We start from the raw sequence: 16,842 nt of genomic DNA, 5'->3' as shown, positions 1-16,842 counted from the left end.
AAATGGTTGTTGTTTTTTAATACCATAATGGTGCAGTGTTGGCATGATCTATGCTACCTCCTGTGGAGTAGGTTTTACAGCGGCTACAGGTCGTAGGCAGAAGCCTTGCGGCATGATAAAACGATAGCCGGCCTGAAAGGCTCGCTCAGCGCTTTGTTTATATTTTTCAGCAAGTACTGGGGGGCAAAAAAATGACAGGCATGCGTTTTTGCACGTATTTTGTCGCACAACACTTTTATCGGTAGCTTACTGTCGTTAGCTTTAAGCCACGCTCATACCGGAGGACACTATGTCAGCCAAGACCATCGCACTAATTGAAGAACATGATGTTAAGTGGGTAGACCTGCGTTTCACTGATACGCTCGGTAAAGAACACCATGTCACCGTGCCTGCTCGCGACGTGACCGAAGAGTTTTTTGAAAATGGCCAGATGTTTGATGGTTCTTCCATCGTCGGCTGGAAGGGCATCAACGAATCTGACATGATTCTGAGCCCAGAGGACGGCTCTGCCTACCTCGATCCTTTCACTGAAGACGCTACGCTGGTGCTGCGTTGCGACATCATCGAGCCTGCGACGATGCAAGGCTATGATCGTGACCCGCGCTCCATCGCTAAGCGTGCAGAAGCGTTTCTGCAGTCTACAGGCCTTGGCGACACCGCCTTCTTTGGTCCTGAACCTGAATTCTTTATCTTTGATGAAGTACATTGGAAAACCGATATGCAGGGTTCCATGTACAAAATCTCTTCTGATGAAGGCGCTTGGGCGACTGACAGCGTCGTAGAAGGTGGTAACTTGGGCCACCGTCCGCGCCTGAAAGGCGGCTACTTCCCGGTTCCACCGGTTGATAGCTTCCACGATATTCGTGGCGCTATGTGTAACACGTTGGAAGCGATTGGCCAGACCGTGGAAGTTCATCACCACGAAGTTGCCAATGCAGGTCAGAACGAAATCGGCGTTAAATTCAACACGCTGGTGAAGAAAGCTGACGAAGTTCAGGAAATGAAGTACGTGATCCACAATGTGGCGCACGCTTACGGCAAAACGGCCACCTTCATGCCCAAGCCGCTGGTAGGCGACAACGGTTCTGGTATGCACGTTCACCAGTCGTTCTGGAAAGACGGTAACAACCAGTTCGCTGGTGATGAGTACGCTGGCCTGTCTGAAATGGCGCTTTACTACATTGGCGGCATCATCAAGCACGCTCGTGCGTTGAATGCGTTCACCAACGCTTCTACCAACTCGTACAAGCGTCTGGTGCCTGGCTTTGAGGCGCCGGTAATGCTGGCCTACAGCGCGCGTAACCGCTCTGCTTCTATTCGTATTCCTTATACCGCTAGCCCGAAAGGCAAGCGTGTAGAAGCTCGCTTCCCTGATCCGACCGCTAACCCATACCTGGCGTTCTCTGCCATGTTGATGGCTGGTATCGACGGCATTAAAAACAAGATTCACCCTGGCGATGCCATGGATAAGAACTTGTACGACCTGCCGCCAGAAGAAGGCAAAGCGATTCCTACGGTCGCGAACAGCCTGGATCAAGCATTGGAAGCGCTCGACGCTGACCGTGCGTTCTTGACCGAAGGTGGCGTGTTCACTGACGATATGATCGATGCTTACATTGAACTTAAGATGGAAGAGGTTAATCGTATCCGCATGACGACTCACCCGATTGAGTTTGATATGTACTACAGCTGCTAATCAGCGCATTAGCCGTCTACTGTTGCTGTCGAGATGTTAATAGCAGTGATAAACCCCGCTTCGGCGGGGTTTTTTTATGGCGGGCACCAATGTGGTGCAATAATAAAAACGTTAGTGCAGTGCGATGCGCTAAAAGCGTTCGACTCTTGGTGTTACTTTGCTCGCAGGCCGTGCAACCGGGCATAGGTGCGTAATTGGCGCGCTTATTGCAGTCTCTCATTCATCATCCACCTGTAGGTCTGTAATGGCGATGGAAGACGCGATTTCTCAGGACGGTTTCTCAGAACATGCAATGCATCAGCGCTTGCTCGAACATCTCACCACGGCAGTGTTGCTGCTAGATGGCGAGCTAAGCGTGCGCTGGATGAATCCTGCGGCCGAGGCGCTGCTGGCGGTTAGCCTGAGCCGTGTGTGTGGGAGCAGCCTGGATACGTTACTAGGCGGTGATGAAAGCATCGATGAGGTGTTGGCCAAGGCCCGCGATGCCTTTCACCCTTATACCCAGCGCGAGGCGCGTATTACGCCGCTGAATAGCGATCCACTGACGGTCGACTATACGGTCACGCCGCTATCAGACAATGAGCTGCTGCTGGAAGTAGAGCCTCGCGATCGATTGATGCAGATCTCCCGAGAAGAGGCGCTGACCACGCGTCAAGAAACCATCAAGATATTAGCCCGAGGGCTTGCCCACGAAGTTAAAAACCCGCTAGGCGGCATCCGTGGTGCCGCACAGCTGCTAGAGCGAGACTTAGACGACCCGGCGCTGCGCGAATATACCCACATCATTGTGGAAGAAGTGGATCGGTTGCGCGACCTGGTCGACTCCATGCTGGGCCCCAACCGGATTCTTAAGCATGAGCCGGTGAATATTCACCGGGTGCTGGAGCGCGTACGCACACTATTAATGGCTGAGCATCCCGATGTGGCTATTAACCGCGATTATGACCCGAGTTTGCCCGATCTCTCCGGCGATGAATCGCAGGTAATTCAAGCCGTGCTCAACGTGGCGCGTAATGCGGTGCAGGCCATGAGTGATGCCCAAACGCCTGAGCCCACCCTAACACTGCGTACCCGTGCCCGGCGCCAGTTTACCCTCGGCGCTGAGCGTCACCGCTTGGTCAGTGAAGTTGCAGTTATTGATAATGGCCCTGGCATTCCCGATGCGCTCCACGAAACGCTTTTTTACCCTATGGTATCGGGGCGTGCTGAAGGCAGCGGCCTTGGGCTATCTATTGCCCAGTCGATATTGCACCAACATCAAGGATTGATTGAATGCGATTCCCGAGTCGGACATACCGAATTTCGCTTACTGATTCCATTGGTCTTAATTTCACCGGAGAAACGTCATGACTGAGGCGACACGTACTGATGTTGCGCGGGTGGTGATTGTCGATGACGACCGCGCTATCCGCTGGGTACTTGAACGCGCATTAGCGCAACCCGATCTTGACGTTGAGTGCATCGAGCGTGCGGATATCGCGTTGTCCCGCGTGCTGGAAAACCCGCCGGATGTGCTGGTGACCGACATTCGTATGCCGGGTATCGATGGGTTGGATTTAATGTCGCGAGTCCGCGAGGCGCATCCTGACCTGCCGGTCATTGTGATGACGGCGCACTCCGATTTAGACAGCGCCGTTGCGTCTTATCAAGGCGGCGCGTTTGAGTACCTGCCCAAGCCGTTTGACGTTGATGAAGCGCTGGCGTTAGTTCGTCGCGCGGTGGCGCATGCCCGTGAGCGCGAACGTCAGCGCCCGGCCACTGTGCCGGAAGGCTTAAATACCGAAATTATTGGTGAAGCCCCGGCGATGCAGGAGGTATTTCGCGCGATTGGCAGGCTTTCGCACTCGCATATCACGGTGCTGATTAACGGTGAGTCTGGCACCGGTAAAGAGCGTGTCGCTCAGGCGCTTCATCAGCATAGCCCGCGATCAGGAAAGCCGTTTATCGCCTTAAACATGGCGGCCATTCCACGCGACTTGATTGAATCGGAGCTGTTTGGCCATGAGAAAGGCGCCTTTACGGGGGCCGCGCAGCAGCGCCAAGGGCGCTTTGAACAGGCCAACGGCGGCACGCTGTTTCTAGATGAAATTGGCGACATGCCCGCTGAAACCCAAACGCGTCTGCTACGCGTGCTGGCCGACGGTGAGTTTTATCGCGTTGGGGGGCATACGCCGGTCAGGGTCGATGTGCGCATTATCGCCGCTACCCATCAAAATTTAGAGGTACTGGTGGACGATGGTCGCTTTCGCGAAGATCTATTTCATCGCCTGAACGTGATTCGCATTCATCTGCCCAAGCTTGCCGAGCGGCGCGAAGACATTCCCCGGCTAACGCGGCATTTTTTAGCCGAAGCGGCAAAAGAGCTAACCACCGATATTAAGGTGCTCACCAGTGAAGCAGAAACGCATCTGACGCATTTGCCGTGGCCTGGCAACGTGCGTCAGCTAGAAAACATCTGCCGCTGGCTGACCGTCATGGCCTCAGGGCGTGAAATCCTTGTTGAGGATCTGCCTCCCGAGCTGCGTTCGCCCAACGCCACGGATAGCCGTGTTCACGGCGACTGGCGCACGGCGTTTCGCGATTGGACCGACCATGCGCTGGCAGAGGGCCACACGCATTTGCTGGAAGAAGCGGTGCCAGATTTCGAACGAATTTTAATTGAGACGGCGTTGAAACATACCGGCGGTCGTAAAGGGGAAGCAGCGGAGCTACTTGGCTGGGGCCGCAATACGCTGACCCGTAAATTGAAAACGCTATTACCGGCGCTGGTAGATGAGTGAGCGCTATTCTTGCGCTTGTATACGCAGGATCTCGGCCCGAATGGCCTCGGTTTGTTGTAGTTTAGCCGGCAATGGCTTGACGGGCATCGGCACCGCACTGATGTAAGAAGCGTTCGAAATCGAGCAATATCGTATCGAGGCAGGCATGCAGACGATGATCGTCATCGACCATGCGTAGCGACAGCCGCTGAAGGCGGGCGCGTTCGATCACTGGCCCCGGAGCAATCACATCATCACGCCAGCCGTGAATAATGTGAGTATGGCATGCTTGAATGTAGGGGGACGTTTCAGGGTAATCAATCAAACCTAGAGCCGGGGCCAAGAGAAAACAGCCCAGCACCGGCTGCTGGGCGCTGACCGTCGCACTTAGCCAGCCACCTAAGCTTGAGCCTGCTAGCACGCAGCCGGCGGGGTCATCTCCACGTTCGGCCAACACCGCCAGAAGGTGCGTAAGGCGTTGCTGTGGTTCTGCCATACCCCGGTAGTCCATGACGACGGGTTCGCAGTCGTCCAGCTTTTCGGCGACGCTCTTCAGTGCTTGAGTTTTCAGTGCACCCGGCCCGCTCGCCAAGCCGTGAGACAAGTAAACCGTCATCATCATCGTTACTCCGCTGAGCGTTGGATAGCCTGGCCACCCTGTTCAATGTCTTCCCCTGCGCCGCGAATAGTATTGCAGCCGCTGAGTAGCAGCGCGGTGATGATGAGAATACCAATAGCAACAGCTGATTTCATGGCGGCCTCCTTGAAGGCATAGTTTGCTAATAGTTTAGACTGAGCGATAACGGCTGGCATCCCTGGGCGAGGGCTTTTCACCATCAGATAATAAACTAATCTCTGTCGCGACGTTTAGCTACGTCTGAGTGAAAGAAATGCGCACTTATGTCGTGTGCATATGTCGCATGTGTCAGTTCTATACATTGATTAGGTATATTAAAAGACGGTTTTTAGTGCGGATTATTTTTTAAGCATTTGTTTTTAAATGTTTTATTTTTTAATTCGATGAGTTGGCCCAGCGTGTGCAGTAACGTAAGGTATAGCGATAAGCGCAGTCACCGATGGTAATTTTCATTTTAACCAGTCATGCCTAAGTCGACCTTTTGGTGGGTGGCTAGATTTTTAGAAATTAAGAACTTAGAAACTAATCAACTTAGAAACCAAGAATTTAAAAACTGAGTGAGTGGGCCGAGTAGATAAGGAAGGAAGGCAGGAAGCAGAGCAAACGTACAGGGAGTGAAAGGACAACCCACCCGCTCATTGGTTGCAGCGCAAAGAGGCGCTGTTCATCAACGCCAGGGATCGGAATCGATGCAGAACGACCATCTCATAAAAATGAGGTGGTTTTTTTGCGTCTGGCGTTTACTAGGGTAAATAAATACTGCTCTTTATGCTTTTTATGCATAGGTTCTGCATAAGTAAAAATTTTTGTACAGATTAACGCCATATTTTGGTCTATCCTTTTAGCAGGTGTAAATATGTTGCGGTTAGAAGACGTCAACGTCACAGCCGCACACTGACAGGGACAAGACTATGGCCATTGCATTGATGTTGTGCATGTTTTTTTTGTTCTTAGGATTTTCGGGCGTTGGACTATATATGATGTTTAAAACATCGTTTATGGCAAGGTTGGATGAGAGCGACGACATGCCACCCGGTATGTAATCCACCACTGTTCCAGCATGGCTCGTGTCTACTGATAATTTGCCCGTATTTTGAGGCATATGAAAAACGCCCGCTAAGCGGGCGTTTTTGCGTTCAGCCCATCCAATAAAGGCTGATCAGCGCAAATGCGTAGCCCAAGGCGGCGCCTGCCAGCACATCGCTTACGTAGTGCAATCCCAAGCCCACCCGCGAAATCGCAATTAGCAGAGTTAAAGGCACAATCAATGGCAGCAGCCAGGGAGTGTGAGCGGCGACTAATACGCTAAACATGACTGCATGCATGGTATGGCCGCTAGGGAAGCTGTAGCGATCACGCGCGGGTTCGCAGCACTGAATATCCTCACCGTAGGTAATAAACGGTCGCTCGCGGCATAACTGTGTTTTCACCAGTCGATAAACGGCCATGGCAAACAGCGCGACGACGCTGTACTGCATGACTCGCCAAGCGCCATTCGGTTGAAGCCAGGGTTGGGCCATGATGAGTAGCGCCCAGGCGGGCCAGTCGCCTAAACGGCTGGCGACCTGCAGCGTGAAACGCCACGGCGAGTACAGCGATAGGCGTGAGATACGCTGGCAAAACTGCCACTCCAGCAGGTCAAGACGATCGAATACTACAAGCGGACGCGGGCGCATGGTGTGCCTCCTGGGCTTGGTGTAAATAACGCAGAAACTGCTCGGTAATACCTGACCAACTTTGCTCAAGCGCGCGTAAGCGTGCCACGCGACCTAGGCGTGCGTAGTCAGCGGGATGCTGGCAAAGGTCTACCGCTGCCCGGCGAAACGCAGCGCTATCACCCGCGCTGACGGTGACGCCATTGTGGCCACTATTGATGAGTTCCGCGCTGGCGGCGTGATCATAGGCCACCACTGCCAAGCCGCTGGCCATGGCTTCCCCCACCACGTTCCCCCAGGTTTCTGAAAGGGAGGGAAAAATAAATATGTCGGCACTGGCATAGTGGCGGGCGAGGTCATTCTGGTTAATGAAATCAGTGAAATGCACATCGGGTAGAGCCCTCTGTAATTGTGCCCTAGCGGGGCCATTGCCCACGATTACCTGGGCCATGTCGGGGCGCACCTCACGCATAGCGTGAAAGCTTTCCTGCAATAAAGTGAGATTTTTTTCGGCGGCTAATCGGCCAACGTACAGCGCGACTGGCTGGTGCTCGCTAACGCCCCAGCGCTTTCGCAACTGTGTGTCACGGTGCGCGGGCGAAAAGCGTTCGCCGTCTAACCCCCGTGAGAGCACGTGAACGTCTCGTATGCCTTTGTGCGTTAACGCAGCAGCCTGCGCGTGAGTAGGCACCAATGTTGAGGCGCAGCCGTTATGAAAGTAGCGAAGATAGCGAAGGGCCGTCGGCGCCAGCCATGTGACCCCGTAATCTTTACAGTAGTGGTCGAAATTAGTGTGCCAGCCGGCTACCAGGGGAATGTTGAGCCGCTTTGCCGCTTGGCGCGCCGCCCAGCCAAGAGGGCCTTGAGTGGCTAAATAGATCACATCGGGGCGATGCGTTCGCCAAAAGCGTCGCAGCGCGGCCGGTGTTGCCAAGCCCACCTGGACATCGGCATAGCCGGGGAGTGGAACGCGTGAAACCTGTAACTCGTGGTTAATGCGCGTAGTATTTCCAGCCACGCGCGGGCGGGGGCGAATAACGTCAACCGGCACTCCTTGCCGATTGAGCTCACAGCTTAGCCGGCTCAGCGTATGGGCAACGCCGTTAATGTCCGGTGACCATGTTTCACTAACGATGCAGAGCCGCATGAGCGATTCATCCCTTTATCTCGTTTATATGCAGTGTGGGAGAGGACAATGACACTGCTGAGTCAAACCGATGAATAAGCGATGACACGCGGGCATCCGCTCAGGAGAAACAGGGTTGCTTGACCAGGAAGAATGCGGAGTGAACGTATGGTTAAATAACGTTAATCTGAATATTAATTAACACCTAAATATTAACGTTTGGTGGCAATTTTATTTATTGCTTATAAATAAAATTAAGTTCAAAAAAATTAAAACATTAAGATTAATGAAATATAACTGCTTTAAGGTTCCCATCGCTAAGGCGTTATTTGTTCTTCACCGTGCCTAGCAATGCTCAAGTATTGACTACTTCAATGGGAACACGCATGTTTAAAAAAATGACTCTGGCCCTAGCCGTTAGCAGCTTACTAGGAGCCACTGCAGCACAAGCAGCCACCGTTTATGACCAAGACGGTACTGATCTGGAAATCTATGGTCGTATCGCGATGGGTTTTGAAGGCGGTGGTATTAAGAACGGGATAGACAACGGTGAGGAGTTCCGGAACTTTGGCTCACGCCTACGCATTACCGCTGGCCATCAGGTCTCTAGCGACCTGCGCGCTTTTGCTCGCGTTGAGTGGCGCTTTAGAGCCGATGAGCGAAGCAGCCCCGGTTTTGATGAAGTCCGCAACAGCTACCTTGGCTTAGAAAGTAAGCAGTTCGGTACCTTTATGGCCGGTAACTACAACAGCTATTACGATGATTATGTGATGACCCCGTTCGATGTGTATGTTGAACGCGGTTATGAATTCGCGGGTGGCGGGATACAGGCCCGAGGCGATTCAATCGGGTATAAAACGCCTGAGATCAACGGCTTTCAAGCCGTTATTTCTGCCAAGCACTTCTCTGAACGCGGCTTAACCGACGCTGAGAAAACCGGTGAAGGTAGCGTTATAGCCACACAAGGTGGCGTGGTTTATGAAACGGGGCCAGCTCGTTTAGCGCTAGGCTACGTTGAAGACACTGTGCGTGGTGGCGGTAACGGCGATATGCGATATGGTGCTACAGGCGAGTTTGCCATTACCGATGGTGTTTCTGCTCGTGTTGGTTATGAAACTCGTGGCGATGATGATGTTTACGGTGGCGGTTTCGATAAAATCGGTGTTGGTGCTACTTTCGCGATTGATTCATGGAAGTTCTTTGCCGATTACTACAACATCGAGGTAGGCGGCGCTAGCAGTGATCGCAACGCTTGGGCATTAGGGTCAATGTACAAGCTATCTAGCAATTTTGATATGTTCCTTGAACTTAATGATCGTAATCTAGATGCTGTTAATGATTTCGAAGAAGACATGTACTTTGCGTTGGGTGCCCGCTATCACTTTTAATAGTAGGGTTTTTTTGCACTAGTGTTGCTTAAGTTCTTTGCTCGTAGTTAGCTCGCATGTTTCGATCTTTACCGGTGTGGATGCTTTCACACCGGTTTTTAGTATGTCCGAATATTTATTTAAAGGAAGCGCTATTTCTTTGCTAATATATAAAAAATTTTAAATAACAGGAGCCCGCAGACATGAATTTTTGTCGATATCGTTTTACGCTAGGGACAGCGCTGTTTATTACCGCGGCCCCCGTCTTTGCCGATAGCTATACACTGACGATCTTTCACACCAACGACCTTCACGGGCGTACCGACAGCTACCCTCAACTGATCACCGCCCTAGCTGAAGCCCGCGAACGCTTCGGTGACGGGCTCTTGCTGGACGCCGGGGATATCTTCTCCGGCACGCTCTATTTTAACGAATACCGGGGCCAGGACGCCGTCGCGTTCATGAACCTGATGGGCTATGACGCCTTTGTGCCTGGCAACCATGAGTTCGACCTGAACGATCCCGAGCAGGGCCACCAGGCGCTGGCGGCGCTGTTCGAAGCCGCCGACTTCCCGATTGTGGGCGCGAACCTGGATTTCTCCGCCGCACCGGAATTTGCCGAGCTGCTGGGGGAGTCGATCAGCGTCGAGCCTGAACTTAAACCTAAGCCGGGGCATCTGTATGACGGCATCGTGGTCGAGCAGGGCGGCGAGCGCATCGGTATCTTCGGGCTGAGCACGCAGTCAAGCGAGACCGTTTCGAGCCCCGGTAACGTCACCATTGGCGACTACCGCGAAGCGGCCGAGACGATGGTGGCGGCATTTGAAGCCCAAGGCGTGAACAAGATCGTCGCGTTGACCCACCTAGGCTATGACAGCGACCCCAGCGTGGGTAACGACCTGTTGCTCGCCCAGCACGTGGAAGGCGTGGACGTGATCATCGGTGGGCACAGCCATACGCGCCTGGAATCGCCCGTCACGGTGGCCGAGAACGCCCTGGGCGAGCCTAAAGCGCCCACGGTGATCGGCCAGGCGAACGAGTACGGCAAGTACTTGGGCGTGATGCAGGTTACCTTCGATGACGGCGGCGTGGTGCTCGATGCCAGCGGTGAACTGCTGGCGGCAGAGAATTTCGAGCCTGACGTTCAAGCGCTTGAGATGCTCGAGCCTTACACCGCTCGAATCGAAGAAGTGCGCGATACCCAAGTGGGCGCTCATCTGAATACACCGCTTCCCAACCCGCGCCACGGCAATGGCGATGAAACGAGCGTGCGTGCCAATGAAACCGCGCTGGGTAACCTGATTGCCGATGGCCAGCTTGCGGCCGCCCGCCGGGTGAATCCGGATACCGTGCTGGCGCTGCAAAACGGCGGCGGTATTCGCGAACCGATTGCCGAGGGCGACATCGCCGTCGGCGCGCTGATCGCAGTACAGCCTTTCGGTAACCGATTGACCCTGATGAACGTGACCGGCGCCGAGCTTCTGGAAACCTTTGAGATAGCCTTGGCGGGCGCGCCTGAGGAGAGCGGCGCCTTCTTGCAGATATCCCGCGGCACCCAGGTGGAATATGACAGCCGCGAACCCTTTGGCGAGCGCGTGGTGAGCCTGAAAGTGACTGAAAATGGCGAACTTCAAGACGTTGACCCGGCGCGTATCTACACCATCGCCACCAACAACTTCACCGCCGCCGGCGGCGATAACCATGTTGCGCTCGAGGCCGCCTATGATGACGAACGCAGCACCATCGTTGGTAATACCGACTGGGAGATGCTACGTGACTATATGGTGACGCAGCAGGAACTCGCGCCTGCGGTGGAAGGGCGCATTGTGGATATCGCCCGCCAGTAGGCGAGCAGCCGCACTATCCCGTGCGCAGGCCGGTTTCGCTGTTGAAAGGATGCAGGGCGTCGCGGATTACAAAAAATCGCAGTGTCTCACCTTCGGCGACCGGCGGCTGGCCTGAAACGCGAATGACGATGGGCTGGTCGCTTCCGGCAAGCGTCACGTACAGGTGGCTTTCGGCACCGGCGGCTTCAAATAGCGCAAGGGTTGATTCGACGATTAAGTGGGGCGTGGCAGGGGGTATTAAGTGCATATCATCAGGACGAATGCCGACGATATCGGTGCCCTCTGGCAGGTCATCAAGCAGGCCGCTGGCGCCCTTTTCCATTAGATAGTTCACCGGCAGCATGTTCATGGCGGGGGAGCCGATAAATCCCGCAACGAATAGGGTCGCCGGTCTCACATAAATTTCCATTGGCGTGCCGACTTGCTCAATCCGCCCGGCATTCAAAACGACTAAACGGTCACCTAGCGTCATGGCTTCCAACTGGTCGTGGGTCACGTAGAGGCTGGTGGTTTTCAAGCGCCGCTGTAGCTGCTTGATTTCCACACGCATCTGCACGCGCAGTTTGGCATCCAGATTGGAGAGTGGCTCATCGAATAGAAACGCCGACGGTTCGCGCACCAGCGCCCGGCCCATGGCTACCCGCTGACGCTGGCCGCCGGAGAGCTTGCGCGGCTTGCGCTCCAGAAAATCTTCGATCTCGAGCATCTTAGCGGCAACACGCACGCGCTGATCAATCTCGTCTTTTTTAAAGCCGCGGTTTTTCAGACCATAAGCGAGGTTGTTGTATACCGTCATATGCGGGTAGAGCGCGTAGTTCTGGAACACCATGGCGATATCCCGCTCGGCGGGCTCTAACGTGTTGACCACACGCTCGCCAATCTTGAGCGTGCCGTCGGTAATCGTTTCAAGCCCGGCCACCATACGTAACAGCGTAGATTTACCGCAGCCTGACGGCCCTACCAGCACCACGAACTCGCCGTCTTCGATCGCAAGGTCGATGCCTTTTACTGCTTGCACGTTACCGGCGTAAGTCTTTTTGAGCCCTTCCAAGGTAATGCTAGCCATGTTATTTCTCCGTCTCGGTCAGGCCTTTCACGAACATTTTTTGCATAAACAGCACCACTAATACCGGTGGCAGCATGGCAAGCGTGAGCGTTGCCATGATCAGGTTCCAGGCGGGCACCCGGTCGGACGAGGCCATCAGGCGCTTGATACCCAATACGATGGTGTAGAAGTCTTCATCGGTGGTGACCAGCAGTGGCCACAGGTACTGCACCCAGCCGTAGATGAACATGATCACGAACAACGCGGCGATATTGGTGATCGATACCGGAAGCAGAATGTCCTTGAAGAATTTCATCGGCCCGGCGCCGTCCACCCGGCTGGCTTCCATCAGCTCTTCAGGCACGGTCATGAAGAACTGGCGGAACAGGAAGGTGGCCGTTGCCGAGGCAATCAGTGGCAGCGTCAAGCCCGCGTAGGAGTTGAGCATGCCCAGGTTAGCCACCACGGCGTAGGTGGGAATAATGCGCACCTCCACCGGCAGCATCAGCGTGATGAAAATGATCCAGAATGCCAGCATGCGAAACCTAAAGCGGAAATAGACGATCGCAAAGGCAGAGAGAATCGAAATACTGATCTTGCCGATCGCAATCGTCAGCGCCATGATCAGCGAGTTGCCCAGCATCAGCCAGACCGGCGGCGTGCCGCCCACCTGCCAGCCCGAACCCAGCATCTGTTTATAGGAGGCCCACATATTGTCACCGGGCAGTAGCGGCAGCACGCCGCGCACGAAGGCGCTGGATTCGTGAGTTGAGGCAATAAACGCCACGTACACCGGAAACGCCACGACCAACACGCCAGCGATCAGCACCAGGTGGGTCAAAATATTCAGAAAGGGTCTGTTTTCAACCATATTTATATCCAGCCATGTGCATGCTCGACCAAGTAAATAGACGTAAGTGCTAGTAGTTGACCCGGCGTTCGACGTACCGGAACTGGATAAACGTCAGAATGATCACGATGCCCATCAGCAGCACCGACTGCGCGGAGGAAGAACCGATATTCAGCCCCGCCACACCGTCGGTGTAGACCTTGTAGACCAGCGTCATGGTGGCTTGGCCTGGCCCGCCGGCAGTGGTGGCATCGATCACGCCGAAGGTATCGAACATCACGTAGTTGATGTTGATGATCAGCAAAAAGAAGGTAGTGGGCGAGAGCAGCGGGAGCACGATGGTCCAGAAGCGCTTGAAGGGCCCCGCGCCGTCAATGGCCGCTGCCTCCATCAGCGACTGCGGCACCGATTGCAGTCCGGCCAGGAAAAACAGAAAGTTGTAGGAGATCTGCTTCCAGGCGGCGGCGATAGTGATCAATATCATCGCCTGAGTGCCCGAAACACGGTGGTTCCAGCTGATACCGAACCAGTCGAGCAGATGCGGTAAAAGGCCGATGGTGGGGTTGAATAGAAACCACCACAGCACCCCGGCAACCACCGGGGCGACGGCGTAAGGCCAGACCAGCAGCGTGGTGTAGAACTTGGCGCTTTTCAGCACGCGGTTGACACAAACGGCGAGTAACAGCGCCAGCCCCATGGAGAGAACGGTAACCGAGGCGGCAAATATTGCAGTGCGCCCCAGCGCATTCAGATAGCTGGGATCCGCCAGGATGCGCGCGTAGTTCTCCAAGCCGACAAACGTTGTCTTGAAACCGAACGCATCAGTACGCTCAAAGCTTGATTTGACCGCCTGGCTTGCCGGCCAGATAAAAAACACCAGCGTGATCGCTAATTGCGGTGCCAAGAGTAAAAAAGGGAGCCACCGATTTTGATAGGTGGAGCGTTTGGTCTGCATGGCACATCCTGTCTTGCTATCGTTGGTGCGGCTGGCCGCTGTGGACAGCGGCCAGGAAGTAAGCCATCCCATAGGCTCCGGTGATCAGTGCGTATGGGATGGCTCCTATAACAAACCCCGGCTATAAAAGCCGGGGTTTCTAGTGCGTGCAACGTGGGGTTATTTGTTCGCCGACTCAAAGTCGCGCAGGATCTGATTGCCGCGACGTGCCGCATCATCCAACGCTTGCTGACCGCTCTTGGTGCCTGCCAGTACGGCCTGGAATTCTTCGTCCAGAACCATGCGTACCTGCGGGTAGTTGCCAAAGCGCAGGCCTTTGGAATTCTCCGTCGGCTCGTTTAAGTTGATCTGCTCGATGGCGATATCCGCGCCCGGGTTCTCGTCGTAGTAACCCTGCTCCTGGCTTAGCTCGTAAGCGGCGGTAGTAATCGGCAGGTAGCCGGTGCCCTGGTGCCACTCGGCCTGAACTTCAGGCAAGGAGAGATACTCAAGGAATTCGGCAACGCCGGTGTACTCGCTTTCTTCATGACCGGCGAGTACCCAAAGCGTCGCGCCGCCGATGATCGAGTTCTGCGGCGCACCGTCCACGTCGTCATAGTAGGGCAGCATGCCAAAACCCACGTCGAAGTCGGAGTTGGCCAGCACGTCGGCCCGCGACGCTGACGAGTTCATGTACATCGCGCAGTCGCTGGAGTAGAACGAGGGCGCCGCATCGGGGCCGTTCGCTGGACCTGCATAGCTGTAAACGCCGCTGTCGCTCCACTCTTTCAACTGATCCCAGAAGCGCGCCTGCACGTCGCCGTTAAAGGCAAACTCGGTCTCAAGGCCGCCGAAGCCGTTTTCCAGGGTGCCAATCGGCTGATTGTGCAGTGCCGAGAAGTTCTCAAGGCCGACCCAGTTGGCCGCGTAAGCCATGGTGAAGCCACAGGACGCTGCGCCCTCATCGACGATTTGCTGACCCATCTCACCCATTTCTTGCCAAGTGGTAGGCGGCGTTTCAGGATCGAGGCCGGCGGCTTCGAAGACGTCTTTGTTGTAGTAAAGAATCGGCGTTGACGAATTGAACGGCATGGAGAGCATGTTGCCGTTGGTATCGGTGTAGTAACCGGTTACCACGGGCAGATAGTCGGCCGGGTCAAAAGTATTGCCATGCTCTTCCATCAGCTCATACACCGGGTAGATGGCGCCCTGGGCGGCCATCATAGTGCCGGTGCCTACCTCGTAAATCTGCACGAGGTGCGGCTGCTCGCCTGCGCGGAAGGCGGCAATGGTGTTGACCATGGTCTGTTCGTATTCGCCCCGGTAGGAGGGCGTGACACGGTACTCATCCTGGGTGGCGTTGAAGTCCTCGGCCAGCGTGCTCAAACGATCGCCCAGTTCGCCGCCCATGGAATGCCACCAAGTTATTTCGGTCGCTGCGTGAGCCGACAAGCTAAGGCTTGCCGCTGCGATACCTACTGAGAGGGCGTGCAACGTAAGACGAGACATAACAGCTCCTTGTGAGCCTGAATTTCATCAGGCAGTGCAGTACGTTTTTTAGGGTTTTTGAATGCACTGAACAATAGAAAGTGACGATGACGTTTTGATGAATGCGAGGTGAATACGAAATGAAATTCAGCATCAGATAAGCAGAGTAGGTTTCATAAGGTGGGAGTGGTAGGGTTAGCGCCATATCACTTGAGAAAGAGAACCTCATGTCTGACACCATTGCGCTTTTGGAAAAACTGGTCGCCTTTGATACCACCTCTAGCGAATCCAATTTAGCGCTAATTGAGTACGTTGAAGGTTACTTGGCTGAGTACGGCGTTAGCGCTGAGCGCGTGTTGAGCCCTTGTGGCACCAAAGCTAACCTGGTCGCCAGAATTGGCCCTGATGCACCGGGTGGCGTCATGCTTTCTGGACACACTGACGTGGTGCCGGTAGCCGGACAGCCGTGGTCGAGTGACCCGTTCACGCTGCGCGATGGCGGCGATGGGCGCCTTTATGGGCGCGGCACCTGCGATATGAAAGGCTTTATCGCCTGCGTATTGTCGATGGTGCCCTCTTGGACGAAAGCGCCGTTGCAGCAGCCGATTTATCTGGGGTTCTCTTACGACGAAGAGATCGGCTGCGTGGGTGCGCCGAGCCTGATCAAGCGATTCTACGAGCACTACTCCACTACGGCCCACGTGATTGTTGGCGAGCCCACCAGCATGCAGCCGGTGGTGGCACAGAAGGGCGCTACCAACCTACGCACCACGGTGATTGGCCGCGAAGCTCACAGCAGTCAGGTCAATCAGGGCACTTCGGCCATTCATGTTGCCGCGCGCTTGGTCACCTTTATTGAAGACACAATGGCAGCCTTAGTCGAAGAAGGACGCGTCGATGAGGCCTTTAACGTGCCGCATACCAGCCTGCATGTAGGAAAAATTAAAGGCGGCACGGCGATCAATATTATGGCGCGAGAGTGCCAGTTTGATTGGGAAATCCGCCATTTGCCCACCGAAACGTTTGAGTCGGTCTATGAGCGTTTCGATACATTTTGTGCACAGTTAACCGCTGAGCTACAGGCTAAAGGCAAGCACGTTGAGATTACCACCGAGCCCCTTAACGTCACCGTGCCGGGGCTTGCCGATCGCGATAACGACCAGGTGCTTCGTCTGGCGAAAGATCATTTGCCCACCGCCTGCTGCAACCACGCAGTGGCTTACGCCACCGAGGCCGGGCAGTTCCAGGGCCAAGGCTTGCAAACCATTATCCTCGGCCCTGGCAGCATCGCCCAAGCGCACCAGCCCGATGAGTATGTCGAGATAGAACAGCTGCAAGCCTGCGATGATTTTCTAACCAAGATGGGTACGGCGCTGGAGCAGCCGGCTTAACAAGCGCGCTGCCTGATAATAAAAATCCCACCCTGTTAAAGGGGTGG

At 54.7% G+C, this 16,842-nt stretch carries 14 protein-coding genes; 6 read left to right on the top strand and 8 right to left on the bottom strand.

Annotated elements, in window-relative coordinates; all coding sequences use genetic code 11:
• Positions 1 to 289: 289 nt before the first annotated feature.
• From glnA to ntrC, 3 genes are all read left to right on the top strand, one after another.
• A complete protein-coding gene (gene glnA / locus ACTH5D_RS05600; RefSeq protein ID WP_441669179.1) occupies positions 290 to 1,696 on the top strand; it encodes a glutamate--ammonia ligase in 1,407 nt (468 codons plus the stop codon).
• Between the two features lie 292 nt (positions 1,697 to 1,988).
• On the top strand, positions 1,989 to 3,050 hold the full coding sequence (gene glnL / locus ACTH5D_RS05595; protein ID WP_441669215.1) for a nitrogen regulation protein NR(II): 1,062 nt from the start codon (positions 1,989 to 1,991) through the stop codon (positions 3,048 to 3,050).
• On the top strand, positions 3,043 to 4,476 hold the full coding sequence (gene ntrC / locus ACTH5D_RS05590; RefSeq protein WP_441669177.1) for a nitrogen regulation protein NR(I): 1,434 nt from the start codon (positions 3,043 to 3,045) through the stop codon (positions 4,474 to 4,476). The genes glnL and ntrC overlap by 8 nt, the downstream gene beginning before the upstream one ends.
• A 61-nt stretch (positions 4,477 to 4,537) precedes the next feature.
• On the opposite strand, the gene ACTH5D_RS05585 is transcribed toward ntrC, so the two are convergent.
• The 4 genes from ACTH5D_RS05585 to ACTH5D_RS05570 form a co-directional block, all read right to left on the bottom strand.
• A complete protein-coding gene (locus tag ACTH5D_RS05585) occupies positions 4,538 to 5,074 on the bottom strand; it encodes a YqiA/YcfP family alpha/beta fold hydrolase (RefSeq protein ID WP_441669213.1) in 537 nt (178 codons plus the stop codon).
• A gap of 5 nt (positions 5,075 to 5,079) precedes the next feature.
• Positions 5,080 to 5,208 (bottom strand): entericidin A/B family lipoprotein, encoded by a 129-nt coding sequence (locus ACTH5D_RS05580; protein ID WP_441669175.1) that lies wholly within the window; start codon positions 5,206 to 5,208, stop codon positions 5,080 to 5,082.
• 1,020 nt (positions 5,209 to 6,228) lie between these two features.
• Positions 6,229 to 6,768 carry a phosphatase PAP2 family protein gene (locus ACTH5D_RS05575; protein WP_441669173.1) on the bottom strand — a complete coding sequence of 180 codons (540 nt, stop codon included), beginning with the start codon at positions 6,766 to 6,768 and terminating at the stop codon, positions 6,229 to 6,231.
• Positions 6,731 to 7,894 carry a glycosyltransferase family 4 protein gene (locus ACTH5D_RS05570; RefSeq protein WP_441669171.1) on the bottom strand — a complete coding sequence of 388 codons (1,164 nt, stop codon included), beginning with the start codon at positions 7,892 to 7,894 and terminating at the stop codon, positions 6,731 to 6,733. Before ACTH5D_RS05570 ends, ACTH5D_RS05575 begins: the two co-directional genes overlap by 38 nt.
• A 365-nt stretch (positions 7,895 to 8,259) precedes the next feature.
• On the opposite strand from ACTH5D_RS05570, the gene ACTH5D_RS05565 reads away from it, so the two are divergent.
• Together ACTH5D_RS05565 and ACTH5D_RS05560 are read left to right on the top strand one after the other, a co-directional pair.
• Complete coding sequence (locus tag ACTH5D_RS05565; protein ID WP_441669169.1) at positions 8,260 to 9,261, top strand: porin; 1,002 nt, start codon at positions 8,260 to 8,262, stop codon at positions 9,259 to 9,261.
• Positions 9,262 to 9,443: 182 nt separating this feature from the next.
• On the top strand, positions 9,444 to 11,087 hold the full coding sequence (locus ACTH5D_RS05560) for a bifunctional metallophosphatase/5'-nucleotidase (RefSeq protein ID WP_441669167.1): 1,644 nt from the start codon (positions 9,444 to 9,446) through the stop codon (positions 11,085 to 11,087).
• 13 nt (positions 11,088 to 11,100) lie between these two features.
• Here the strand turns inward: ACTH5D_RS05560 and ACTH5D_RS05555 are convergent, their stop codons facing one another.
• The 4 genes from ACTH5D_RS05555 to ugpB form a co-directional block, all read right to left on the bottom strand.
• Positions 11,101 to 12,153 carry a sn-glycerol-3-phosphate import ATP-binding protein UgpC gene (locus tag ACTH5D_RS05555; protein ID WP_441669165.1) on the bottom strand — a complete coding sequence of 351 codons (1,053 nt, stop codon included), beginning with the start codon at positions 12,151 to 12,153 and terminating at the stop codon, positions 11,101 to 11,103.
• A 1-nt stretch (position 12,154) separates the two neighbouring features.
• Positions 12,155 to 13,003: a sn-glycerol-3-phosphate ABC transporter permease UgpE gene (gene ugpE, locus ACTH5D_RS05550; protein ID WP_441669163.1), complete on the bottom strand. Its 849-nt coding sequence runs from the start codon at positions 13,001 to 13,003 to the stop codon at positions 12,155 to 12,157.
• A 49-nt stretch (positions 13,004 to 13,052) separates the two neighbouring features.
• Entirely contained in the window at positions 13,053 to 13,937 is an 885-nt protein-coding gene (ugpA, locus tag ACTH5D_RS05545; RefSeq protein ID WP_441669161.1) for a sn-glycerol-3-phosphate ABC transporter permease UgpA, read from the bottom strand.
• Positions 13,938 to 14,096: 159 nt separating this feature from the next.
• Positions 14,097 to 15,425, bottom strand: coding sequence for a sn-glycerol-3-phosphate ABC transporter substrate-binding protein UgpB (ugpB, locus tag ACTH5D_RS05540; RefSeq protein ID WP_441669159.1), 1,329 nt, complete (start codon positions 15,423 to 15,425; stop codon positions 14,097 to 14,099).
• Between the two features lie 206 nt (positions 15,426 to 15,631).
• Here ugpB and argE point away from each other — a divergent pair, with 206 nt between their 5' ends.
• Positions 15,632 to 16,795 carry an acetylornithine deacetylase gene (gene argE, locus ACTH5D_RS05535; RefSeq protein WP_441669157.1) on the top strand — a complete coding sequence of 388 codons (1,164 nt, stop codon included), beginning with the start codon at positions 15,632 to 15,634 and terminating at the stop codon, positions 16,793 to 16,795.
• Positions 16,796 to 16,842 lie beyond the last annotated feature (47 nt).

The sequence above is a fragment of the Halomonas sp. genome (genome assembly GCF_052095695.1).
GTDB lineage: Bacteria > Pseudomonadota > Gammaproteobacteria > Pseudomonadales > Halomonadaceae > Vreelandella.
This window is presented reverse-complemented; position numbering and strand designations above follow the sequence as displayed.

Bases quoted from the DNA above. Each gene is read 5' to 3' on its own strand.
- glnA (WP_441669179.1), top strand. From the start codon at position 290: ATGTCAGCCAAGACCATCGCACTAATTGAAGAACATGATGTTAAGTGG.
- ACTH5D_RS05565 (WP_441669169.1), top strand. From the start codon at position 8,260: ATGTTTAAAAAAATGACTCTGGCCCTAGCCGTTAGCAGCTTACTAGGA.
- ugpE (WP_441669163.1), bottom strand. From the start codon at position 13,003: ATGGTTGAAAACAGACCCTTTCTGAATATTTTGACCCACCTGGTGCTG.
- ACTH5D_RS05560 (WP_441669167.1), top strand. From the start codon at position 9,444: ATGAATTTTTGTCGATATCGTTTTACGCTAGGGACAGCGCTGTTTATT.
- ACTH5D_RS05580 (WP_441669175.1), bottom strand. From the start codon at position 5,208: ATGAAATCAGCTGTTGCTATTGGTATTCTCATCATCACCGCGCTGCTA.
- ugpA (WP_441669161.1), bottom strand. From the start codon at position 13,937: ATGCAGACCAAACGCTCCACCTATCAAAATCGGTGGCTCCCTTTTTTA.
- ACTH5D_RS05585 (WP_441669213.1), bottom strand. From the start codon at position 5,074: ATGATGACGGTTTACTTGTCTCACGGCTTGGCGAGCGGGCCGGGTGCA.
- ACTH5D_RS05570 (WP_441669171.1), bottom strand. From the start codon at position 7,894: ATGCGGCTCTGCATCGTTAGTGAAACATGGTCACCGGACATTAACGGC.
- glnL (WP_441669215.1), top strand. From the start codon at position 1,989: ATGCATCAGCGCTTGCTCGAACATCTCACCACGGCAGTGTTGCTGCTA.
- ACTH5D_RS05555 (WP_441669165.1), bottom strand. From the start codon at position 12,153: ATGGCTAGCATTACCTTGGAAGGGCTCAAAAAGACTTACGCCGGTAAC.
- ntrC (WP_441669177.1), top strand. From the start codon at position 3,043: ATGACTGAGGCGACACGTACTGATGTTGCGCGGGTGGTGATTGTCGAT.
- argE (WP_441669157.1), top strand. From the start codon at position 15,632: ATGTCTGACACCATTGCGCTTTTGGAAAAACTGGTCGCCTTTGATACC.
- ugpB (WP_441669159.1), bottom strand. From the start codon at position 15,425: ATGTCTCGTCTTACGTTGCACGCCCTCTCAGTAGGTATCGCAGCGGCA.
- ACTH5D_RS05575 (WP_441669173.1), bottom strand. From the start codon at position 6,768: ATGCGCCCGCGTCCGCTTGTAGTATTCGATCGTCTTGACCTGCTGGAG.